Below are 21,132 nucleotides of genomic sequence, written 5' to 3'. Positions count from 1 at the left end.
GACGTCCTGACACACCCGACGGCAGCAGCAAGCGCGCCTCGCCGGACGGTTACGCGCATCCCACGTGCTTCCCGGCTTCAACTTGGGAGCCGCGAGGGAAGCGGGTTGGGCGACGATACCAAGAGAACCAATCGTCTGACGGAAGCAATGCGCGCAGACCCTATGGGGCGGGCGCAAAAGCTGTTGATCGGACTGCGTGATCATTGGGCCAAACATGGAGTGTCGGGTTCTCCCGTTCCGTCACGCAAAAAGCCAAATTGATTTGGCGATCAATTTCAGCGCATATGTCGCATAAGCGGCCCGGAAAACCGTCGATCTCCGGTTTGATTGCATCACCCCCGGCCCCATATCACGCACCTTGAGAGCATTGAATGGACACAGGCACGTGGCACTTATCACGCTGCGACTTTTAAGCCATCCCCTTGATCTTGTGCTGTTGCGCTTTGCCGAGCAAGAGCCTGAAGTGATTCACCGCCAAGCCACAGTATTCGTTCAAACAGAATTGTAGTCTGGAATTGCGCCTCAAGGATCAGCGCGGGAATATCTGCACTATCTCCGGTGATGCTTTTTCTGATGTCTTCCATCAGTTCACCGCGTTGACCAAACAGCATTAGGGCCATTTCGAGCTCATCATGGTCGCCACTCTTGGCAGCATCGATCATCGTTTCGAGGAGCATGTGCAGCGATTCGACCATGCGCGCGACGGCACCGTGCTCGTGATCGGAAGACAGTACGATTTTGTAGGCTTGGGCAAATTCACCCAAGGCTTCATGCATGAACATCACATTCGTCAGGGTTTGCTGTTGGCGCATCGACAGTACGATCGTGGCCCGATCGGGCTGGTGGTTCATCATGTCCGCCAGATAACGCCGGATCTCGGCACAGACCAGGTTGCTGGCGGACAACAGCACATCAGATGACGGGGCAGCCATGTCTCCGCCGTAGCGCAGATGTTCGAGCATGTACGGCAAACGTGCGGCCAGTCGTGCAACCTCCCGTTCGGCAAGGTCAATAGCCAGCGCGGCATCGCCAAGCGCTTCCTCGATAAGGAAAGCAGGCTTTGCTAGGCCCTCTTCCATCGAGGCAGGCGCAAATTTGAGGAACGCATTGTACAATGGCACGTCGAAAATGGTGCAGCAGAGCGAGCCTGCGAGCTGCATTGTGAGAAACACCCATGCCAGCAGGCCGGCGCTCTTCATTTTGATCTGCAAGAGTTCTTCATTCACGAAATCGGGCGCGATCAGAAGTGGCACGAGTAGAACAATCATTCCAAAGGCTTTCTGGGCCGCCTGAAACATCATGATATGCCGACCGTTGGATTCTCCGAGCCTGGCCAAGAATGCGTAGTTCAGGCCTGAACCGCCGTTTGCGCCCGCGATCAGGATGAGAGTCGTCTTGACGTCAAAAACCCCCGCACCGACAAGTGCGACCGCCATGGCGCATGCAACCGTCGAAGACTGGGTACCAAGCGCCATCGCCATGCCAACAAAAAGCACCGTTCCTACGCCGCTCCCAGCCTGCAGGAAACCGTTCGCCATCATCAAGTCGCGCAATGGACCACTGGAGAGCTTCAAGGCGTCCAGTCCGAACAGAAGAAGCGCTGCCCCAAGCCCAGCCAGTATACCATGGCGCGTCTGGTCCGACATCCGCAGATCAAAGTAGAGCGATATACCGGCCACCATGACCAGCACGGCGGCCGCAAGATTGGTGTCCAGTGCCACCAGAATCACCAAAGCTGATGCACCGACGTTCGACCAGACAGGAACAAGCGCTGCGCGAAGCCCTCCAACCACACCCGTCCGCGCAAAGCTAACCATGATCAAGGCGACTGAATTCGTACTTTGGGTGAGCAAACCGGCCAGGACCCCGCTGACCGCTGCAGACACGCGTGAGCCTAGGGCCTTTCTGATTAAGTTCCGCGCTGAGCCACTCGCCATAGCGGCGAGATTGGTGGCCATGAAGCGTGCGCCAACAAAGAACAGCCCCAGACCGGTCAGCACCGGCGTTAAAACAGTCATTTCCAGTAAATCCACTTAAGTAGTACTTAGATATTTCGGCATTTCCAGCTTGCCATATGCCAAATATGGCCACTCACAACAAACCTATTTACAATAGCCCTAAGCCGCCGCAAAACGTTTCTGCAGATCAATTTGGTAATTTTGGTGACAGCTCATATTTCATTTTTGTGACGAAAATTTCTGTCTCAAAAATACATTGTGTTATGGGCTCTCTAAAAAACCACTGCCCAAATAAAACCGATACCATAGATATATATAGATTAGATATTATGTAAAAATTTAGTTCAGGGCTCGGGTGAAATCTATCCCTCCACTTAACTCTGGCGACTTTTGGAATATTTTAAAAACTATATACCCAGCATTTTACGAAAAGCACGCGAAGTGAATCAGGTCGAGCGAATCAGAATATGATGTCAGAAGCTGAAATCCAGTCTGGTGCCGCCTTCGCGCGCGAAGCGCCTGCACTGATCAACCTCCTGGCTGAGGGATTGGCCTTTGTGTCCCCCGGTCTGGACGCCGGGCTTCTTGACCTCAATGCGGTCGCCACAGACCTTGAAGATCTGATTATCACTCTCGCGCCGGGTCCATGGGCCGACGGCGTCGCCGTTTTGCGTGGATGGATCAACGACGTTGTCCAGGGTGATGCCGTTTTCACCGCTCCTCTCATCAACCAACTGGGGCACTGGCACACTTGGGTCACCGATCTCATAGAGGCGCTTGAGGATGGGGAGCCGTTGCCCGCTCTGCCGCTCGATTGGGAGGCAGGCGGCGAACCGACCTATGAGCACCCTAGTTCGGCAGACTCTGATCGATTGATAGCCCGCGACCATGATCCCGAGAGTGAACACACGCCCGCTTCCGAGGGCTCCGAAATAACGCTCGACATGGGGGCGGACGAAGAGCTGCTTGCGGAATTTTATTCCGAATCACTCGATCTCCTGGCCGATATCGAACAGGGCGTTTTGAAGCTGGAGGAAAATCCGTCGGAGGCAGGCACCATCGACACGATTTTCCGGGCCTTCCACACCTTCAAGGGCGGCGCGAGCATCTTGCGTATGGAGCCCGTTGCCGCGGTTGCGCATGAGTTGGAAACGCTGCTGGATGCGATCCGCAAAAAACAACTGGTGATCAACCGCAGCATTATCGACGTCATTCTCGAAGGCGCCGACTTTCTCGCCGGCTTTTCCACGGCGATCGGGGCGCGCTTGCAGGATCGAAGCATAGCGCCGACCTTTGCGGTTGAGACTGATGCCATCATCGATCTGGCGCGAAATGCCGTCGCAGGCGAATTGCCCGAGCCATCGGCCATGTTGCCAGAGGGGCAGGCAACCTCTCTGCCCAGTGTGGCGATGGTCGGAACGGCGCTGGTTGATCTGGGCCAAAATGACATCGGCAGCATTTTACCCTCGGTGATCGTTGCACCGCCCAGTCCGGTGTCGAGCCCGGTCATCGCCTTGACCCCGGAGCCAAAACCTCGCGCAAGCGCCGTCACAGCGCCAAAACCAGAACGGACAGATGCCGCCGAGCGCCAGGATTTCCAGGTCAAGAACGTTGTCGGCTCGGTCAAGGTCGATACAGAGAAACTTGATAGTCTGGTCAATCTTGTCGGCGAGCTCATCATCGCCCAATCCATGGTGGTGGAAGATCCGGCCGTGGTTGGCCTGTCCAGCCTCGGCTTGTCACGCAGCTTGCGCGAACTTGGGCGCGTAACAGGAGAACTGCAGCGCAACGCCATGTCCCTGCGCATGGTCCCGATCGGCGGTGTGTTCCAGAAAATGGGCCGCTTGGTTCGCGATCTCAGCATGTCGCAACACAAGTCGGTGCAGTTGCTTCTGGAAGGGGAGGATGTCGAACTCGACCGGAACATTGTCGACAAGATCGGCGATCCGCTCGTCCACCTCGTCCGCAACGCAGTGGACCATGGCATCGAGCCGCCCGAAGAGCGGAGCGCACTGGGCAAACGCGAAAACGGGACGGTCCGCTTGTCCGCTATTCATCGACGCGGCGGCATTTGCATCCGTATCGAGGATGACGGCCGAGGGCTCAATGCGGATCGGATCTATGCCAAGGCGGTTGATCTGGGCATTATTCCCGCCGCCGCCAGCCTGACCGAAACCGAGATATTCAATTTGATCTTTCTGCCCGGCATGTCCACCGCGGCCGTGGTCACGGATGTTTCGGGACGCGGCGTGGGCATGGACGTCGTCCGCGAGAACATTCAAACCCTGCGCGGCCAGATCGAGATCGAATCCAAGCGGGGCGTCGGAACCGTTTTCACGATCCTGCTGCCGCTGACCCTCGCCATCATCGATGGCTTGCTGGTTGGCGCTGGTGAGGATCGCTACATTATTCCGACCCTTTCGGTCCGCGAATCCTTCAAGCCCACGCCGGACATGCTGAGTTCGGTACATGGTCGCAGCGAAATGATCCGGGTCCGCGGGCAGCAAGTGCCGCTGATTCGGCTTAACCGATGCCTTGGAACCGAAAGCGAAGCCACTTCGGCGGCCGATGGCATAGTCCTCGTCCTGGAGGCCGGTGATGCCATACGCGCCCTTCAGGTCGACCACTTGTTCGGCAAGCAAGAAGTCGTGATTAAGAATATCGGCAAGATATTCGAGCGGCAAGTTCTTGTTTCCGGTGGAGCAATCTTGGCTGATGGACGCGTTGGACTTTTGCTTGATGTCGAAAAATTGATCAAGATGAACTTCTAAAGATCCACCTGCAAACCCCTAATTTTGAAAAGTCGCTTATGAACCATTCCTTGACTGCATCTCCGGTCGTAGCATCATCTGATTTAGAAGGGCGCTACCTGACATTTACGCTGGGCGGTGACAACTACGCCATTCCCGTAATGAATGTTCGCGAGATCATTCATATGTGCCCGATCACGCCGGTCCGCCGCATGCCAGATTACGTCAAGGGTGTGATCAATCTGCGCGGATCCGTGATTGTGGTCATCGACCTGCGGCTGAAATTCGCCATGTCGCCAACGGACTATAACGAGCGCACCTGCATCATTGTGGTGCACGTGCGCGGTGCAGGCGGTGAGCGAGACACACTCATGGGTGCGATCGTCGATACCGTGGAGGAGGTCGTGATGCTGTCGGATGGCGACATCGGCCCGACCCCGGACTTCGGCGTACCCCACGATACGCAGTATATGCTCGGCGTTTCCACGGTGAACGGCAGCGTCAAGACCTTGCTAGATATTGAAAGAATATTCCGGGAGGAAGGCGTGGTTGAGCTCATCGCCGCTGATCCAAACATCGCCAATCTTACGTAATCAGGATCGAGAACTGCAATGAACAAACTCACGATTCAAAATCGGATCATTTTGACGATGTCGCTCGTCGTCATCTTGACTATTTCGATCTCGGCATATGCACTTCGCTCTGTATTTGTCCTCAACAAATCAGTCGCCGACGTTGCCGAAAATACTGTGCCAAGCCTGAAAGTTCTTTACGATATCAAGAGTGACGCACAGGCCGAGATCGGCAGCCTGGCACTGAGCGCCACAGGCATCTCGCCAGAAGCACGGCAAAAACTTCTCACAGAAAATGCCAGTGCTTCGGCGGATATTGAAGTCAATCTAAAGAAGTATGACGCGCTAGTCAGCGATGAAGAGGACCGCCGGCTCTTCTCTGAAATCGAGCGCTTGAATAAGGCCCTGGTCGCAAGTGTCTCCAAATCACAGGCCACAATCGCCAGTGATCAATCCGGTGACTATCTGAGAGCCATCACGCAGGAAATCGTACCGATCTCGGAATCGCTTGTTGCGGCAACAGAGGCAGATATTGCCCACAATATCAAGCTCTCCACCAAGTCCAGCGCAGAGGCCAAGGCGTCCGCCGACAGCGCTAATTTCTATCTTCCGTTCGGCGTAGCGCTGACGATCCTTGTCGTCATCGGCATGGCAGTCTGGCTGATCCGCTCCACCAACGGCGCGCTTGGGATGATTTCGACAAATCTGGGCGAAGGCGCGCGCCAGACGGCCTCTGCCGCTGGGCAGGTGGCTTCGTCGAGTCATGCCTTGTCGCAAGGCGCAGCCGATCAGGCATCGGCGGTCGAAGAAACCAGCGCATCGCTCGAAGAGATCTCCACTATGATCCGCTCCACTGCAGACAACGCGCGTAAGGCCAAGGATTTGGCAGGCGAGGCACGCGCTGTGGCCGACGAAGGTACGCAGACGATGTCGGACATGAATGAGGCAATGTCGGCGATCGACGCCTCTTCCGCAGAAGTCGCCAAGATCGTCAAGAACATCGACGAAATTGCCTTCCAGACCAACATTCTCGCCCTGAACGCAGCAGTCGAAGCCGCGCGGGCTGGGCAAGCTGGTGCTGGTTTTGCCGTTGTGGCGGACGAAGTGCGTTCGCTCGCCCAGCGCAGCGCTGCCGCTGCAAAGGAAACGGCTGAAAAAATCGACGCGGCCATCTCCAACAGCCGTCGCGGCTCAGCCTGCACCGCAATGGTCGGTGAATCGCTGAACAAAATCAGCGCACGCATCGCTGCAACGGACCAGCTGGTTGGTGACATCGCTGCTGCAGCGTCCGAGCAGGCCCTCGGCATCTCGCAGATCAGCATAGCGATCAACCAGATGGACAGCATCTCGCAAGCCAACTCTGCAACGGCGCAGCAGAGTGCCGCAGCGGCAGAGCAACTCGATGCCCAGGCCGGTGTCATGCACGAGCTGGTTCGCAGACTGGATGCGCTCCTTGGGCGCAATTCGGACGAGGCCAGCGAACGGTATGGGCACTCCGCCCAACGATCAGGCAAGGTCGCGTCGCGTGCAGTCATCCGGGCTCCCCAGATGGCTATCCTGCGCAAGCCGCACGCTGCACGCCCGGCTGCAGCGTCAGATGCCATTCCCATGCCGGCTGATGAAATGACCGACGGTTTCCGCAGTTTTTCTGCCTGATCGCTGAAAATTAACACGATGCCTTACAGTGATGTTGAACTCAATGAGCCGGAATTTAAGGTGCTCTCTGGGTTGATTTACGAGACGAGCGGCATTTGTCTGGGGCCGAGCAAGCGCCTCATGCTGGCCAACCGTCTGAGGCGTCGTGTCAATTCCGGCGAATATGGTTCAATTAAGGAGTACCTCGATAAACTGTTGAGCCGTCCTGACCCGGATGCGGTGGCCGAACTGATCGATATGGCCACAACCCACCATACCAGCTTCTTTCGGGAAAACGGCCATTTCGAGTTTCTGACGCAAGTGGCCTTACCCAAACTGGAGGCCATGGCGGCCGGCCAGGCAAGACCAATCCGTGCATGGTCTGCCGCCGCTTCCTCCGGCGAGGAGCCCTACAGTTTGGCGATGGTGCTGGCACAATGGGAATCCGCAGGGTTCCGCCGATCGTGGAATATCATTGCAACCGACATCTCCCGGCCCATTCTCGATGAGGCGAAGCAGGGAATCTATAGCGAATCAAAAATGTCGGGCGTGCCTGCTCATCTGAAGGTAAAATATTTCGAACAGGGCGTGGGGTCATTTGCAGGGCGCTATCGCGTTACGGCGAAACTGCGCGCCAACGTTCAATTTGGTCGAGTGAATTTATTTGATGCAGACTACCCAATCGCAAACTTACAGGATATCATTCTCTGCCGTAATGTAATGATCTATTTCGACCAGCCTTCGCGGGAGAAGGTCGTCAAGCGTTTGCTTCGCCACCTTGCGCCTGGCGGCTATCTGATGATCGGGCACACGGAGAACCTGTTGGGCATCGCGCACGGGCTGCGACCGGTGGGCCAAAGCGTGTTCCAGAAGTCCGAAACAGACGTGGTGGTTTCGCAATGGGGCTAACGCTCTCCAAAACGATTCGCGTGCTGGTCGTCGATGATTCCAAGATCGCGCGCCGCTGGATCATTGAAGCTCTGTCGCATGACCACGAAATCGAAGTGGTCGGAGTCGCTTCGGATCCTTACGAAGCCCGCGACCAAATTCTTGCTCTAAATCCAGATGTTATCACGCTCGATCTCGAGATGCCGCGCATGGACGGCCTCAGTTTTCTCAAGATCCTGAACCAGCATCACCCCATGCCGGTCGTCGTCGTAAGCGCCTTGACCCCGCGCGGATCGGAACTCGCACTCGCGGCACTGGCTGCCGGCGCTGTGGACGTGATCGCCAAAGCCAATGGAACCAAGTCGATACGGCAAGTGGCAAAGCATCTGGCGCAGCAGGTCAAGGCTGCAGCGCAATCCCGACTTGGCTCTCGCGCCACCCAAACCCCGGCTTCTGCCCCGGTTCCGGCCCCGGCTTTGCGTGAAAGCCGGGTCCATTCCGTCGTTGTCGAGGCCATTGTTATCGGCGCCTCGACAGGGGGTGTTGAAGCCCTGCGCCATATCCTTCCCCGGCTGCCCGAAGGATTGCCGCCCATTGTTATCGTGCAACACATTCCGGCCGGATTCTCGCGGGGAATGGCTAACAATCTCAACAAACTCTGCGCATTCCCCGTGCACGAGGCCGAAGATCAGGAGGAACTGACTTCCAACCTCTGCCTGATCGCACCGGGTGGATACCATCTCACGCTGACCGGTGTCGCGCGCGATCGGAGAGTACGTTTGTCACAGTCACCGCCGGTGCACCATTGCCGGCCCGCAGTGGATGTCCTGTTTCGCTCTGCAGCGGAGACCCTCGGAAAAAAGGCGGTCGGCGCGCTTTTGACCGGGATGGGCGTCGATGGTGCACGCGGCCTGTCGGCAATGCGGGCGCGCGGCGCGCGCACGCTTGCCCAGGATGAGGAAAGCTCCGTGGTGTTCGGAATGCCCAAGGCTGCAATTTCCATGGGCGCGGCCGAATTGGTCGTAGCCTTGAGTGACATGCCTCGCGCGCTTGTCCGGGCGGCAACTACCAAGAAATTGGCGGAAGTATGACCCACCTAAATGCAGCCGTGGCAAACGCGGTTCCTGCCGTGCTCGCCGGGATCCTGAGCGATGGCCTCGGCCTTCAGGGCACTGTGTCCGAATGCCTTGCGCCACAACCATGGCCGCTGGGCCCACATACCCGCAGCGAAGTGCTGCTGGTCGAAGGTCTCGTCACGTTGCGCCTTGGCGTACTAGTGGAACCGCCCGTTGCGGACCGGATCCTGCTCGCACTGGTTGGCGCAAACGAAGGTTCGACTTTCGATGACGAAGACCGGCGCGATGCCGTGGCGGAAATTGCCAACATGCTGGCCGGCCGTCTCGCAGCGGCGTTGCGTGCAGAAGGATTTGCCATGGCGATAAGCCACCCGACGGGCCTTCCGGTACCAAGCAGTGCACCAGCCGGGCCTTCATCGACGCCCGGCGAAGCATGGCAATGGGTAACCAGCGAGCGGCTGATAGTCCTGAACATTGCATTCGAGCACCGGAGTAAATGATGCCCACGATCCTGACTGTGGACGATAGTCGCATGATCCGAAAGGCAGTGACACGCGTTCTGCAAAAGTTCCAATGCCGCATTGTTGAGGCGGAAGACGGCGCGGTTGGCCTTGCCCAGACGGTGGTTGAAAAGCCCGACTTGATCATTCTCGATTACAACATGCCTGTCATGGACGGGGTTGAGATGCTGAAACACCTCCGAAACGACCCCGCCATCAAGTCTACCAAGGTCATATTCCTTACCGCAAACTCCGGTCCGGAAATCATGCGCATGGCCGTTTCGCTGGGTGTCAGAGACTATATATTGAAGCCATTTAACGATGACGATCTCATAAGCAAAATTTCGAGGCAGGTTTCCCTCATTCCGCTCTGACCGATATTAAAATCTGCACAATGGATAACTCTATGACGACTATCGACTATAATGATGGCGTTTTGACATCGAGCGACAGGCTTTTGACCGAAGCGCAATCCGATCCAATGGATATGCTCCCAACCGCTAAACTCCTTGTCGTCGATGATAGTCGCATGATGCGAATGGCGTTGATCCGCGCACTGAAGGACCTGGGGATTTCGAACACCGAGCAGGCGGCAAACGGCGCCGAAGCCCTCGAGAAACTGACGCAAGAAAGTTTTGATGTGGTGCTGCTCGATATTGAAATGCCGGTCATGGGCGGGCTGGAGATGCTTACAGTCTTGAAGCAGAAGCCGCGCGGCTTCGCGCCGCCAGTGATCGTGGTATCAGGCGACGATCAGATTGAAACAGCGGTTGCCTGCATCGAGGCGGGCGCTGAAGATTACCTCTCCAAGGCTTTCAATCCAACCGTTTTGCGGGCCCGCATCACGGCTTCGCTCGAACGCAAGCGCTTGCGGGATCAGGAGGCGGAAAGTCATCGCGCCTTGATCGCAGAGCATGAGCGTCTGGAGCAGACCCAGCGCCGCCTGCGGGGGGAACTCGATGACGCCGCGAATTTCGTCCGATCGATTTTTCCGCCCCCGTGCGACCTGCCACTCGCTGTCGATTGGTTCCAGCAATCCTCAACCGAACTGGGCGGCGACGCCTTCGGATACCACTGGATCGATGACGATAACTTTGCCGTCTATCTGCTGGATGTCTGCGGACATGGCGTGGGCCCAGCCCTGCTTTCAGTGACAGCTATCAACCAGATCCGCACGGATGGCCTGCCGAATGTGGATATGCGCGATCCCGGCGCTGTTTTGAGCGCCATGAATAACATTTTTCTCATGACGAAGCAAAACGATCTCTATTTTACATTGTGGTATGGCGTTTACAATAAATCATCTCGAACAATTCGGCATGCCAGCGGAGGTCATCCGCCCGCGTTGCTGCTTTGCCCAGATGGCAGCGGAGAATTTTCCGTCCGGCGTCTCATCAAGAGCTCGTTCATGATTGGGGCGTTTGAAGATGAAATCTATGAATATGAGACCGAGGCGGTGCCTGAAGGGGCCATTTTGCTCGTGCCCTGCGATGGCTGCTTCGAAATCGAGGATACGGCAGGCGTTGAAGTAACCTACGAAGATTTCGAAGAGGTGATGCGCTGCACTGGCGATCAGCCTGATGCACTCGACGGCCTGTTTAGTTGGGCTAAGGCTCGTCATGGCCCAGGACCACTTGATGATGATTTCACCATTGTTCGCGTGCGATTGTAGGTTTTCAATAGGTTATTGTTTTTATTATATTTCAGAAGGATAATAATTTATGGATTGCACAATTGAAAAGTTTGCTGGCGTCACCTACGCTGTGGCTGCTGGCCGCCTCGATTTCGATTCCGCGAATGACTTTCAGGCCAAACTTGTCGATGCTATTGCCGACGTGGCCGCGAGCGGCGGTGCATTGGTGATTGACTGCACGGAATTGGCTTACGTCTCCAGCGCAGGCTTGCGCTCGTTCCTTGTCGCCGCCCGTACGGCAAAGGCCAAAACAGTTGCGCTTGCCGTTTGCGGCCTGAGCGCCGGCGTGCAGGACGTGTTTGAAATGTCCGGTTTCCATCGGATTATCGTCATTCGTCCTGATCGTGCCGCGGCCCTTCAAGAGCTAGGTGTCGCCTGAAAGCGTCTGAAATCTTCGTCGATGCGCGTGACGCGTCTGCCTTGCAGACGCTCATGAGCTTTATCACCCGCTTCTGGCAGGAGACAAATCTGCCGGAAAGCGGAGCCATGGCGTTTGAATTTTCGTTGGAAGAACTGTTCACCAATATTTTCAAGTATGGCCTCATCGCGGATGGGCCATCCGACGTGCGGGTTTCGCTGGAGCGACTAGATGGAGTTGTGCGCATGGTGATCTCGGATCCCGGTCCGCCGTTCGATCCCGTTGCCGAAGATGCGCCCAATCTTGATTTGTCCCTTGATGAGCGAGAACTCGGTGGCCTTGGCATCTTCTTGTTGAAGGAGATGATGGATCAGATAACCTATGATCGTGTTTCGGACCGAAATGTGGTGACCTTGGTCAAGAGCAATCTATGCGAAAAATAGGGTGCAACTGATTGCTTCAGAGTAGGTTTGTGCATGTCAGCTGCATGGGGTCGGTCCGGCTGATCTGGAATGAAACGAATTTCAAGCGGCTGGTTGAAGCTGAGGCGAAACGCTTCGACACTCGTGTGCCGGGGGCGGCCTCAAATCGATTGTTAGAGGCGTTCAGCTTCGATGCGGCGAATATTCTCTGGGGACGCCGCAAGCAGGAGGGAGGGGAATAATGAGCGGCAATGCGGTATTCGATATTCGCGGGGTCAACCATCTGGCACTGGTCTGCCGTGACATGTCTAAGACGGTCACGTTCTATCGCGATGTCCTTGGCATGCCGCTGACAAAGACGATCGACCTGCCCGACGGAATGGGTCAGCACTTCTTTTTCGACATCGGCAATGGCGACAGTCTGGCCTTTTTCTGGTTCCCCGATGCTCCCGCTGCAGCCCCCGGCACAGCCGCACCCGCTGCGCTTCCAGCGCTCGGCGATATCAGGACGGCCCACGGTTCGATGAACCATATCGCCTTCAACGTACCTGCGGACCGATTTGACGACTATGTGGTACGGCTGCATGACCTCGGTGTCGAGACCTCGCCGGTGCTGAATCACGACGATTCCGAATGGCAGGTCGCTCCACAGATGCAGGACGGCGTTTTTGTGCGCTCGGTGTATTTTTTCGATCCCGATGGCATCTGCCTCGAATTCGCCGCCTGGACCACTGAACTGGGAGGCGATACCCATGTTCAGCACGATCCTATGCAAGCCGATGGCACCAAGGCAGTCGGGATGGTCGTCAAAAATTCGCGAGAATAGACGTTCCGATTGAGATCATTTCAATAAATTATTAATCTGATTTTGTCCAGTAGCCGATCAATTTCGACCGGCTTGGTATCGTATTCATCCGCCCCGGCGGCTAATGCTTTTTCTCGATCTCCGTTCATTGCGTGCGCCGTCAATGCAATGATCGGAATTGATTGCGTAGCGGGGTCCTGCTTGATGATGCTAATAGCCTGCCAGCCATCCAGAACCGGCAGACTCAAGTCCATCAGGATGATGTCCGGCATTTGGGACTTGCTCAGATCCACCGCCATTTGCCCATCTGTCGCAAACGCGACCTCGAACCCCCGGCGGATCAGCCTGCGGCTCAGCATGTCGCGGTTTTCAGCATTGTCCTCGACAAGCAAAATCTGGTTGCTCATAGCTTCAGGGTTTCCAATGCTTTGAGCAGGGAAGCTTGCGGGTTGATTTCGGGCGGTAGCACGACCGCACCTCGTTCTCTTAGAAATGCGGCTTCCGCCAGGCTCAATTCTCCCGACGCGCGGATGATGATCGTTAGATCAGCAAACGCCGGATGATCGCGAACCCGATCGAAGATGTCGAACGCGTCACGATGGCTGACAAGCATGACTGACGGTGTCGGAGGTGTGGCAAGGGCAGTGAGGGCTTCCATGTTACCTGTCGCTTCGATGACATCATAGCCATGATCACTTAGTGTTGACGACAGGAGAAACTGGTCGTCCTCGTTTTCATGTACGATCAGGATCCGTGAGGACGAACTTCCTGCGTAGTTTCTTACAACAGCGATCAGTTGCGAACGATCGACTGGTTTCGACATCACCTCATCGGCGCCAAGAGATAGGCTCAGGGGGCGCTCATCCAGCAGGCTCACGACGACCACAGGGATCGATTTTAGGCTTTCGTTTTCTTTGAGTTTGCCGAGGACCGTCCAACCGTCCATCTTCGGCATCATAATGTCGAGAAGTATCACTGCAGGCCGCGATTCTTCTGCTTTCAGAAGTGCTGCTTCTCCACTGTGCGCATGCTCGACCTGATAACCCTCCCGCTCCAGCATCGTGCCGATCAGATGATGGATCTGTGGATCATCGTCGACGAGGAGAATTCGCGCGCCTGTCTTCGAACTCTTGCTCGAAGGCATCTGAAATTGGCCCAGTGAGCTAGCGCCATCGTTTTTTATTGGAAGCCTGATTGTGAATGTGCTGCCAGCACCCGGTGAGCTTTCAAGCGAAATATCCCCTCCCATATGCCGACAAAGTCGCTGGGTGATCGCAAGGCCGAGGCCCGTTCCGCCAAATTGCCGTGTTGTGCTAGGATCCGCTTGCGTGAAGGGTTGGAACAGCTTTTCTGTCTGGGCCGGTGTCATGCCGATCCCGGTGTCGGTGACGTCAAAAAAGATCTCACCATCAATAGCCCAGGTCCGGACCGCAATTTCTCCCCCATACGTAAACTTGCACGCATTACTAACTAGGTTAAGCAAGCACTGCTTCAACTTCACAAAATCAGTCTGGAGTATCGGGAGATCGTCCGGGACCGAGAAGGTCAATAGGTTCGATCGGGCAGTGGCCAGCGGTTTTGTCAGTGAGAAGACCTCGTCCATCAGCCGAGATACGTCGACGGCTTCCAGATAGAGATCCATGCGGCCGGCGTCGATCTTGCTCAGGTCTAAAACGTCATTGATCAGGCTCAAGAGATGCTTACCGGCCAATTCAATGCGCTTCAGATCCTCAATGTAATCGGCGTGACCTCCGTCTTCGAAATCCTCCTGAAGAATCTGTGAATAGCCAATGATTGCGTTGAGTGGCGTACGCAACTCATGGCTCATATTTGCCAGAAAATCAGCCTTCGTTTTACTCGCTTCCTCCGCAAGATCTCGTGCATGCCCAAGCGCCGCTTCAACGGTTTTTTGGTGGGTTATATCGTAACTCCAAACAACCAATGCACGCTGACCATCATATTCGATATTTTGCCAGTTAACGAGACACCATATTTTATTTCCATCAGGCAGAAGATACTGAACTTCTTCTTCTCGAAGACTGCCTTGTCGAGAGAATTTTTTTACCAGCTCATCAAAGCGACCTGGTTCGGCATAGAGCGCAGCCCCGGACACCAATGCACTTCCGTGAGGCACACCCATGAGCTCGTACGTACGGCGATTTGCAAAGAGGAACTGGCCCCTCAGACTGGTAATCACAGCTGCAATTGGGCTGCTGTCGAGGAGCAATCGGGCTCGGTCCGGGCGTCCAACATTGGGAGAAATTGGAGCGCTCTCGTCAGTCATGAATCAATTCCCAGTTCTGTAGCAATGTCTGGTGAGGGTCAGCGCCGACAGATCGTCCGTCGGAGGCAGGCCGTGTTCAAACAACCGGACGCGTTCGACGAGATTGCCGAGGTCATGCTGGCAGTCACCCAACCAGCAGTAGATGTCCTCTTCGCCGAACAACTCGCCGCAAGCTGACAATGCCTCAGTGATTCCGTCACTGATCAGCAAGAGGGTTTCGTCTGCGTTCAGTCGAGTGGCGCCGGCCTGGTAACTGGCGTCAGCAACTAGACCCAATGGCAGTCCGCCAGAAAGCTCAAGTCGCTCCACCTCCCCAGTATTTCTCCGAATAAAAGGCGGGACATGGCCGCAGCGAAGATAGGAAAGCTCGCCAGAGGTTGCCTCAAAAAGTGCAAAGAACATCGTGACGAACGTGCAGCTCTCATTGTCCTGAGATAATGCTGCGTTGACCACAGTCGCGATGTTCTCGAGCCACAATTTGTGGCCATCGGCCTGGCCAAGAGCCGCGTAACTGCGGATGAGAGCATGCGTTCTTGCCATGACTAGTGCAGCCCCAGCACCCTTGCCGGAAACGTCTCCCAACACCAGCAAATGTGCTCCGTCTGCCAGGGTTATGTGATCGACAAGATCCCCTCCGATCTCTCGCGCCGGTTCGAGGACTACCTCCACCACGATCTGGGCGTCCCTATATCCGCAGGGCACCAAGGCCATTTGAAGGCTGCGCGCTTCGGCCAATTCCATCTGGGCCCGAGCGAGGGTCTGGCGCTGCCGTGACCTCAGGTGTTGCTTTTCGAGAGTGGCAAGAACACGAGCTTTCAAGAGCGTGGGCTCGAACGGCTTCAAAAGGAAGTCTTCTGCTCCAAGTTGTATGGCCCTGACGATGGCATCCATCTCGTCAAGCGCCGAGATTATGATGACTGGGACCTGGTCGAGTATCCCCTCGCGAGAAATGGTTTCTAGAACGTCAAATCCATTCATGACTGGCATCATGATATCTAGAAGCACCAGGTCGATGTTGCCTGTGCGGATCAACTTGAGACCTGATGCGCCATCGTCTGCTTCGAGAATGTGCTCGATCCCTAGGCGGGTAAGGCGGCGACGCAGGATTGCCCGATTTGCCTCTATGTCATCAACAATCAGTATTCGGGAGGTGGCACAGATCTGTGAAAGCCGCTGATCATTGGGCTGCGGGCGGGCGCTCGACCAGGTAGGGTCATAAAAATTCCCCATTCGTTTCTCTTGCTGGCTGTTCATCAATGGTGTTACTTAGCAGATATCTACCACAACGCCATTGTCGTATATACGTATACCTTTAGTTATGGGTCGACTGAGAATCGGATGGCGCTGGAAGTTCCCCACCCGGTGGTCTAGAGTCAAAATGGAACTCAGGGGCTTCGAGTTGTTGTTGTGCTCAGTGGCATACAAATTTATGCTATTGTATCTAATCTTATTGGAGGTCTCTGGCTTGTTCTGCGTTTGATCTCCACGCTGGGAAGGCAGGATTATGGAGCTATTTGTTGAAGAATTTGAGGTTGATGGGGCAGTGGTTAAAATGGCTGGTCGGCTAGATCTGGCTGGAGTTCAAGAGATTGACTTGCCTATCAGTGTCGCTTCGGGTAAGTATAAGAAATTGATTATCGAAATGATTGATGTTGATTTTATATCTTCGCTCGGATTGCGCTTAATTATTACAACCGCCCGTGCTGTCGCTGCCAAGGGCGGTCGATTGGTGCTTGCCGCGCCGCAGCTTGCGGTAGCCAACGTGCTACAGGTTTCCGGCTTTGATAAGCTCATATCGATCGCAAGCGATGCTGCCGCTGCCAGGGCTTTGCTGGTTTAGCCGCGCGACGCTTATGACCGCTGCCAAACGCCTTTTTCCAGCAGATCCCGGGGTGCTCACCGCCATCAACGAATGGCTGCGTGCGCAGGGCGAGGGTTTTGCAATGTGGACGGCTGTGGCGTTCAAAATGGAGTTGTGTGTCGAGGAGATCGTAACGAATGCGATCAAATATGGTTTTGTCGGTGATACCGCCAAAGACGGCTGGGTTGAAATCGGACTTTTAGCCTCTGGAGGGGGGCTTAAATTGTGCATTGCTGACAATGCGCTGCCCTTCAATCCTCTGGAACACGTGCAGAACGCGCCGCCGACATCCCTCGAATCCGCACCAATCGGCGGGCTCGGCATCCATCTCGTTCGTGAATTGGCTGAAACGGTGCGATATGATCGCATCGGTGGTAGAAATGTTCTGACTATCGAATTTGCAGCCCCTGCCCCCCCATAGGGGCAGGGCTGTGCGCTTCTGCATTACGCCAGTGCAGTTTCGCGATCAGGATGGATCTGCACCATGTTGTCGAAGCCGCTAACGGTGAAGATTTCTTTAACATGGGACTTGAGGCTGCAGACGGCGAATTTGACGCCCTTCGTCTGTGCCGATTTTGCAGCGACCAAAAGGGCGCGCAGCCCAGCGCTTGAAACGTACTCTACATCTGCGCAATCAACGACAACATTGTCAGACCTGCCAATGAGTTCGACCAATTGGTCCTGAAATGACGTGGCAGATACGCTATCAATGCGTGACTCGGGAAAGGCAATGTTGGCCTGTTCAGCCACTTCAATTCTGAGGATCATTGAAAATTTACCTCTTACATTATTGGGCTGATATAGACGGCCGCCAATTGGGCTTGAATGGCCAAGCTCATTCGGCGCATTGCGTGCAAACTGATATCGAGCCGCGCAACGTCAATAATGCGGTCCATCAATCGCTCGATTTCCCTATCGGCCATGAACAGTTTGAGGATGTTATAATCGTAAGCGAGGGCGATCAGTGCCACATCGGCGGGCGTCGGAATGTTCTTGCTAAGTAGAACGTCCAGTATCTTTTGTTTGGCTGCATTTTGAGCAGCGTCGTCGGCTTGCAGGTAGCGACGTGACTTGATGACCCAAAGCAAGATCTGGTCTTTGGGCTCAACGATCCCACGCTCAATCAAGCGCTTGAAGGCCAACTCGTAAAGATCCTCCGCGATCTGGAGGACACAGGACACGGCACTGTCCAGAGTAAGTTTTTGACCGTTCTGCGCAAGGCTCGCCAATGCCCTATCGAGATGGCGCTCGTTGGTCGGCGCAAGGTCAACGACGAATAGGTTTTGGAGGTCGTTGTCGATTCGGTTCTGCAAGGCCAAGTCAATGAGGCAAGCGCCGGCAACAGCAGATTTTGTCGCTAGCGTGGTGGGGTCTCGCAGGAGCTTTCCCTCATCGCTTATCGTCAGCAGAATGATTTCTTCGCAGAGCGTCAACATGTCGGACATCAACGATTGCCTTTTCGCATCGAAATAACAGTAAAAATTCTTAAGTATACCAGCCTCGGTTACGTCTTATCTAGCATGAAATTTTTAATACGCAAAGGTCCGATTTTGGATGATAGACGCAGCACAAATTCTTATCCTGCGATACTACGAATCTGAATATTTCCTAGACTAATATTGGGCCAATATTGATTCATATTTAGAGCAAATTCGATCGGACAAGAAGAAAATCAATATCTTGCCATAGTCCGCGAGAGCATGGCTCCAGCGGCGAGCCATGCCAGCACAACATATGGCCACAGGTTGCCGGGCCAAACCGGTACGGGATCAAGCGAGTTGTATAGCGGCCAAATCAACATGGCTGTGCCAGCACCGCCAGCAATGAATCCGGCCCAACCTCCTCTCGATCTCCCAAAGGCGGCGTGCGCCATGCACACACCAATATAAACTAGTATGAGTGCTAGACTTCCGATTGTGCCTATGTAGCCGTAGAAGTCTCCAACTCCGACCCTGGCCGCCCAGATGAGTATGAACGCCGTTATAACTGTTGCGCAGAGAGCCAAGGCATTGGTCGGAGTGCCATGACAGTGATGGAGCCTGGCTAGCGCATGTTGACCATCTCGGGCGAGCACCATTATCATGCGTGCAGCGGCATTGAGGCTACCAAGCACACAGGAAAATGCCGACAGCGCCGCCGCAATGTTCAAGCAGGCAGCCAGACTGGCCGTCCCGTATCGGCGGGCCAAAGTATCTAGCGGGGCGCTGTCCTGCGCCATGTCGCCCAATCCATCTCCCGCGTAGCCCACTACTTGAGCATAGGCGGCGAAGACATAGAATACGCCGCTGAGCACAATCGTACCGAGGATTGCGAGGGGTATGGCGCGCTGCGGAGTTTTCGTCTCCTCCGCGACGGTTGCCGCGCCTTCGAAGCCCGCAAACGACAGTACGGTAAATACGAGCGCTAACCCAATACCCACCCAACCCCTGTCCGGATCGGGAAAAAATGGTGCTGCCGGCAAGGGTCCGCTTTGCGCAACGACCCAGAGGATATGGAGGCTCAAAACCGCGATGGCTGCGACGGAAACAAGCTCAAGGACCAAAATCAAGCGCGCAACGCTCTGCATGTCGCGCCATGAAAATCCAAGGCCGATGGCGACCGATGTCACGCTGACTGGTATCCATAGGTCGCCCGTCCGAATGCCGGCGTCCCCGATGGCAGCTGACGCGAAATGGCCGACCAGCACCGCCGTTCCCGCGCCGAAACACAGGTAGCTGAGTAACAGCATCCAGCCGGCAAGAAATCCTGCTCGAGGGCCAAACTGCGTGCACACGTAGGCCTGTGCAGAACCGGCCGATGTTTCCCGCTGGGCAAATGTCACGAACGAGAACCCGACCAGAGCTAGCAGCGCCGTTCCAATGGCAAATGCCAGCGGAGCCGCTCTGCCTGCAACGGCAACCACCAGTGTGACATTGAACGCCATCGCCATGGTTGGCGCAACGATCGACAGCGACAGGCCGGTTGCCTCCGCCAAACCCAATTGCCGGCGCGGCTTCATGACCTGTCGTCTGCCGTAACCGCTAACTGTATGAGGCCCCCGACCAACGCAATCGCGGCAAGCGGCAGGAATGACATGCCGCCATGCATGTGGCCCACGCCGATCCAGCCGATCAGTGCCGGCCCACAATAGCCGCCGAGGCCGCCAAAGCTGTTGATGAAGGCAATCCCTGACACCGCGGCCGGTCCTGCGAGATAGCGGTGGGCGAGGGGCCAGAATGTTACGATCGAGAAGCCTAGGCCCGTTGTGATCATCGTCAGCGCGACGATGCTGGCCACCTCGTGCCAGGAGAACAGGGCAAGGCAGAGCAGGCCTGTCGCCGCCAGCATGTAGCCCAGAAAGCTATGCCAGCGGCGCTCGCCGGTCCAGTCTGAATGCCACGCCCAGAGAACCTGGCAGATAGCCATCACACCCCAAGGGATCATCGTCAGCAGACCGATCCAGAGATAGGCGCCCTTGTCGATACCGAACTGCTGGATCAGCGTCGGCATCCAGAACGTCACCGCGTAGAGCGCGATCGTCCCGCTCATGTAGGCGAGGCCCAGACACCATATGCGCAGGCTGGAGAAGACAGAGAAAGCTGTGCCAAGGGGGACGTTGGCGCCTGGCTCCGCTTCGTCGCGGGCCATGTCCTGCAGTATCGCGCCGCGCTCTGTGTCATTCAGCCAGCGTGCCGTGGCCAGATTGTCCGTAAGGAACAGGAGAAAGGCGATTCCGACGATAATCGAGGGCACCGCCTCGATCAAGAACAGCCATTGCCAGCCGCGCCAGCCGCCCAGCCCATCGGCGAACTGCAGGATCGAGCCGGAGAGCGGACCGCCCAGCACGTTCGAGGCGCCAACCGCCATCATGAACAGGGCGATGACCCGGGCCTGCTGGCCGCGTGGGAACCAGTAGGTGAGGTAGAGAATGATGCCCGGATAGAAACCCGCTTCTGCAGCCCCGAGCAGGAACCGCAGCAGATAGAAGCCGAACGCGGCATCGGTGAGGCCGAGTGCCTGCGCTGCGCCGCCCGACCGGAAGGTTCCAACGAACATGAAGAGCGCGGAGAGCAGGCCCCAGCTGAGCATGATGCGTGCCATCCAGCGCCGCGCGCCGACCCGCGCCAGGACCATGTTGCTCGGCACTTCGAACAGGCAGTACCCGATGAAGAACAGCCCCGCACCTAGCCCGAAGACCGCGTCGCTGAAACCGAGATCGCCCGCCATCTGCAGCTTGGCGAAACCGATGTTCACCCTGTCAAGAAAGGCCACCACATAGCCAAGGAATAGGAGCGGTATGAGCCGGAGACGCAGCTTGCGATAGACGGGTTGGCCAGAGTGAGTGTTCATT

22 protein-coding genes are annotated in these 21,132 nt (G+C 55.9%); 14 read left to right on the top strand and 8 right to left on the bottom strand.

Going from position 1 to position 21,132, the window contains the following annotated elements:
* Positions 1 to 395: 395 nt before the first annotated feature.
* A complete protein-coding gene (locus tag WCL10_RS12150) occupies positions 396 to 2,033 on the bottom strand; it encodes a hypothetical protein (protein ID WP_336895909.1) in 1,638 nt (545 codons plus the stop codon).
* A 395-nt stretch (positions 2,034 to 2,428) separates the two neighbouring features.
* Here WCL10_RS12150 and WCL10_RS12145 point away from each other — a divergent pair, with 395 nt between their 5' ends.
* The 12 genes from WCL10_RS12145 to WCL10_RS12090 are packed head-to-tail and all read left to right on the top strand — an operon-like array spanning position 2,429 to position 12,678.
* Complete coding sequence (locus WCL10_RS12145) at positions 2,429 to 4,729, top strand: chemotaxis protein CheA (RefSeq protein WP_336895908.1); 2,301 nt, start codon at positions 2,429 to 2,431, stop codon at positions 4,727 to 4,729.
* A gap of 38 nt (positions 4,730 to 4,767) precedes the next feature.
* On the top strand, positions 4,768 to 5,301 hold the full coding sequence (locus tag WCL10_RS12140; RefSeq protein ID WP_336895907.1) for a chemotaxis protein CheW: 534 nt from the start codon (positions 4,768 to 4,770) through the stop codon (positions 5,299 to 5,301).
* Positions 5,302 to 5,319: 18 nt separating this feature from the next.
* Positions 5,320 to 6,936: a methyl-accepting chemotaxis protein gene (locus tag WCL10_RS12135; protein ID WP_336895906.1), complete on the top strand. Its 1,617-nt coding sequence runs from the start codon at positions 5,320 to 5,322 to the stop codon at positions 6,934 to 6,936.
* Positions 6,937 to 6,954: 18 nt separating this feature from the next.
* Positions 6,955 to 7,824, top strand: a complete 870-nt coding sequence (locus WCL10_RS12130; protein ID WP_336895905.1) for a protein-glutamate O-methyltransferase — start codon at positions 6,955 to 6,957, stop codon at positions 7,822 to 7,824.
* 20 nt (positions 7,825 to 7,844) lie between these two features.
* A complete protein-coding gene (locus tag WCL10_RS12125) occupies positions 7,845 to 8,894 on the top strand; it encodes a chemotaxis response regulator protein-glutamate methylesterase (RefSeq protein WP_336895904.1) in 1,050 nt (349 codons plus the stop codon).
* Entirely contained in the window at positions 8,891 to 9,379 is a 489-nt protein-coding gene (locus tag WCL10_RS12120; RefSeq protein ID WP_336895903.1) for a chemotaxis protein CheX, read from the top strand. Before WCL10_RS12125 ends, WCL10_RS12120 begins: the two co-directional genes overlap by 4 nt.
* Positions 9,379 to 9,753 carry a response regulator gene (locus WCL10_RS12115; RefSeq protein WP_336895902.1) on the top strand — a complete coding sequence of 125 codons (375 nt, stop codon included), beginning with the start codon at positions 9,379 to 9,381 and terminating at the stop codon, positions 9,751 to 9,753. Before WCL10_RS12120 ends, WCL10_RS12115 begins: the two co-directional genes overlap by 1 nt.
* Positions 9,754 to 9,785: 32 nt before the next feature.
* Positions 9,786 to 11,051, top strand: coding sequence for a response regulator (locus WCL10_RS12110; RefSeq protein WP_336895901.1), 1,266 nt, complete (start codon positions 9,786 to 9,788; stop codon positions 11,049 to 11,051).
* A gap of 49 nt (positions 11,052 to 11,100) precedes the next feature.
* Positions 11,101 to 11,451, top strand: a complete 351-nt coding sequence (locus WCL10_RS12105) for an STAS domain-containing protein (RefSeq protein ID WP_336895900.1) — start codon at positions 11,101 to 11,103, stop codon at positions 11,449 to 11,451.
* A 41-nt stretch (positions 11,452 to 11,492) separates the two neighbouring features.
* Positions 11,493 to 11,873, top strand: a complete 381-nt coding sequence (locus tag WCL10_RS12100) for an ATP-binding protein (protein WP_336895899.1) — start codon at positions 11,493 to 11,495, stop codon at positions 11,871 to 11,873.
* Between the two features lie 44 nt (positions 11,874 to 11,917).
* A complete protein-coding gene (locus WCL10_RS12095) occupies positions 11,918 to 12,094 on the top strand; it encodes a hypothetical protein (RefSeq protein ID WP_336895898.1) in 177 nt (58 codons plus the stop codon).
* Positions 12,094 to 12,678: a VOC family protein gene (locus tag WCL10_RS12090; RefSeq protein WP_336895897.1), complete on the top strand. Its 585-nt coding sequence runs from the start codon at positions 12,094 to 12,096 to the stop codon at positions 12,676 to 12,678. The genes WCL10_RS12095 and WCL10_RS12090 overlap by 1 nt, the downstream gene beginning before the upstream one ends.
* A gap of 20 nt (positions 12,679 to 12,698) precedes the next feature.
* On the opposite strand, the gene WCL10_RS12085 is transcribed toward WCL10_RS12090, so the two are convergent.
* From WCL10_RS12085 to WCL10_RS12075, 3 genes are read right to left on the bottom strand one after another with little or no spacing between them, the layout of a single operon-like run.
* Positions 12,699 to 13,064 carry a response regulator gene (locus WCL10_RS12085; protein ID WP_336895896.1) on the bottom strand — a complete coding sequence of 122 codons (366 nt, stop codon included), beginning with the start codon at positions 13,062 to 13,064 and terminating at the stop codon, positions 12,699 to 12,701.
* Positions 13,061 to 14,941 (bottom strand): ATP-binding protein, encoded by a 1,881-nt coding sequence (locus WCL10_RS12080; protein ID WP_336895895.1) that lies wholly within the window; start codon positions 14,939 to 14,941, stop codon positions 13,061 to 13,063. The genes WCL10_RS12085 and WCL10_RS12080 overlap by 4 nt, the downstream gene beginning before the upstream one ends.
* 3 nt (positions 14,942 to 14,944) lie before the next feature.
* Entirely contained in the window at positions 14,945 to 16,195 is a 1,251-nt protein-coding gene (locus tag WCL10_RS12075) for a SpoIIE family protein phosphatase (protein ID WP_336895894.1), read from the bottom strand.
* Between the two features lie 250 nt (positions 16,196 to 16,445).
* Here WCL10_RS12075 and WCL10_RS12070 point away from each other — a divergent pair, with 250 nt between their 5' ends.
* Together WCL10_RS12070 and WCL10_RS12065 are read left to right on the top strand one after the other, a co-directional pair.
* Positions 16,446 to 16,781: an STAS domain-containing protein gene (locus tag WCL10_RS12070; protein WP_336895893.1), complete on the top strand. Its 336-nt coding sequence runs from the start codon at positions 16,446 to 16,448 to the stop codon at positions 16,779 to 16,781.
* 13 nt (positions 16,782 to 16,794) lie between these two features.
* The gene (locus tag WCL10_RS12065) at positions 16,795 to 17,223 is read left to right on the top strand and encodes an ATP-binding protein (RefSeq protein ID WP_336895892.1); all 429 of its coding nucleotides are present in this window, start codon (positions 16,795 to 16,797) and stop codon (positions 17,221 to 17,223) included.
* Between the two features lie 23 nt (positions 17,224 to 17,246).
* Here the strand turns inward: WCL10_RS12065 and WCL10_RS12060 are convergent, their stop codons facing one another.
* The 4 genes from WCL10_RS12060 to WCL10_RS12045 form a co-directional block, all read right to left on the bottom strand.
* A complete protein-coding gene (locus WCL10_RS12060) occupies positions 17,247 to 17,570 on the bottom strand; it encodes an STAS domain-containing protein (RefSeq protein ID WP_336895891.1) in 324 nt (107 codons plus the stop codon).
* Positions 17,571 to 17,584: 14 nt separating this feature from the next.
* On the bottom strand, positions 17,585 to 18,247 hold the full coding sequence (locus WCL10_RS12055; RefSeq protein WP_336895890.1) for a GPP34 family phosphoprotein: 663 nt from the start codon (positions 18,245 to 18,247) through the stop codon (positions 17,585 to 17,587).
* A 227-nt stretch (positions 18,248 to 18,474) separates the two neighbouring features.
* Positions 18,475 to 19,800, bottom strand: coding sequence for an APC family permease (locus WCL10_RS12050; RefSeq protein ID WP_336895889.1), 1,326 nt, complete (start codon positions 19,798 to 19,800; stop codon positions 18,475 to 18,477).
* Positions 19,797 to 21,131 (bottom strand): MFS transporter, encoded by a 1,335-nt coding sequence (locus tag WCL10_RS12045; protein ID WP_336895888.1) that lies wholly within the window; start codon positions 21,129 to 21,131, stop codon positions 19,797 to 19,799. The genes WCL10_RS12050 and WCL10_RS12045 overlap by 4 nt, the downstream gene beginning before the upstream one ends.
* Position 21,132: the final 1 nt, after the last annotated feature.

Origin of the sequence: Novosphingobium sp. (assembly GCF_037133355.1) — a bacterium.
Classification (GTDB): Bacteria; Pseudomonadota; Alphaproteobacteria; order Sphingomonadales; family Sphingomonadaceae; genus Novosphingobium.
This window is presented reverse-complemented; position numbering and strand designations above follow the sequence as displayed.

Bases quoted from the DNA above. Each gene is read 5' to 3' on its own strand.
- WCL10_RS12145 (WP_336895908.1), top strand. From the start codon at position 2,429: ATGTCAGAAGCTGAAATCCAGTCTGGTGCCGCCTTCGCGCGCGAAGCG.
- WCL10_RS12140 (WP_336895907.1), top strand. From the start codon at position 4,768: ATGAACCATTCCTTGACTGCATCTCCGGTCGTAGCATCATCTGATTTA.
- WCL10_RS12135 (WP_336895906.1), top strand. From the start codon at position 5,320: ATGAACAAACTCACGATTCAAAATCGGATCATTTTGACGATGTCGCTC.
- WCL10_RS12130 (WP_336895905.1), top strand. From the start codon at position 6,955: ATGCCTTACAGTGATGTTGAACTCAATGAGCCGGAATTTAAGGTGCTC.
- WCL10_RS12120 (WP_336895903.1), top strand. From the start codon at position 8,891: ATGACCCACCTAAATGCAGCCGTGGCAAACGCGGTTCCTGCCGTGCTC.
- WCL10_RS12115 (WP_336895902.1), top strand. From the start codon at position 9,379: ATGCCCACGATCCTGACTGTGGACGATAGTCGCATGATCCGAAAGGCA.
- WCL10_RS12110 (WP_336895901.1), top strand. From the start codon at position 9,786: ATGACGACTATCGACTATAATGATGGCGTTTTGACATCGAGCGACAGG.
- WCL10_RS12105 (WP_336895900.1), top strand. From the start codon at position 11,101: ATGGATTGCACAATTGAAAAGTTTGCTGGCGTCACCTACGCTGTGGCT.
- WCL10_RS12095 (WP_336895898.1), top strand. From the start codon at position 11,918: ATGGGGTCGGTCCGGCTGATCTGGAATGAAACGAATTTCAAGCGGCTG.
- WCL10_RS12090 (WP_336895897.1), top strand. From the start codon at position 12,094: ATGAGCGGCAATGCGGTATTCGATATTCGCGGGGTCAACCATCTGGCA.
- WCL10_RS12085 (WP_336895896.1), bottom strand. From the start codon at position 13,064: ATGAGCAACCAGATTTTGCTTGTCGAGGACAATGCTGAAAACCGCGAC.
- WCL10_RS12080 (WP_336895895.1), bottom strand. From the start codon at position 14,941: ATGACTGACGAGAGCGCTCCAATTTCTCCCAATGTTGGACGCCCGGAC.
- WCL10_RS12075 (WP_336895894.1), bottom strand. From the start codon at position 16,195: ATGAACAGCCAGCAAGAGAAACGAATGGGGAATTTTTATGACCCTACC.
- WCL10_RS12070 (WP_336895893.1), top strand. From the start codon at position 16,446: ATGGAGCTATTTGTTGAAGAATTTGAGGTTGATGGGGCAGTGGTTAAA.
- WCL10_RS12065 (WP_336895892.1), top strand. From the start codon at position 16,795: ATGACCGCTGCCAAACGCCTTTTTCCAGCAGATCCCGGGGTGCTCACC.
- WCL10_RS12060 (WP_336895891.1), bottom strand. From the start codon at position 17,570: ATGATCCTCAGAATTGAAGTGGCTGAACAGGCCAACATTGCCTTTCCC.
- WCL10_RS12055 (WP_336895890.1), bottom strand. From the start codon at position 18,247: ATGTCCGACATGTTGACGCTCTGCGAAGAAATCATTCTGCTGACGATA.
- WCL10_RS12050 (WP_336895889.1), bottom strand. From the start codon at position 19,800: ATGAAGCCGCGCCGGCAATTGGGTTTGGCGGAGGCAACCGGCCTGTCG.
- WCL10_RS12045 (WP_336895888.1), bottom strand. From the start codon at position 21,131: ATGAACACTCACTCTGGCCAACCCGTCTATCGCAAGCTGCGTCTCCGG.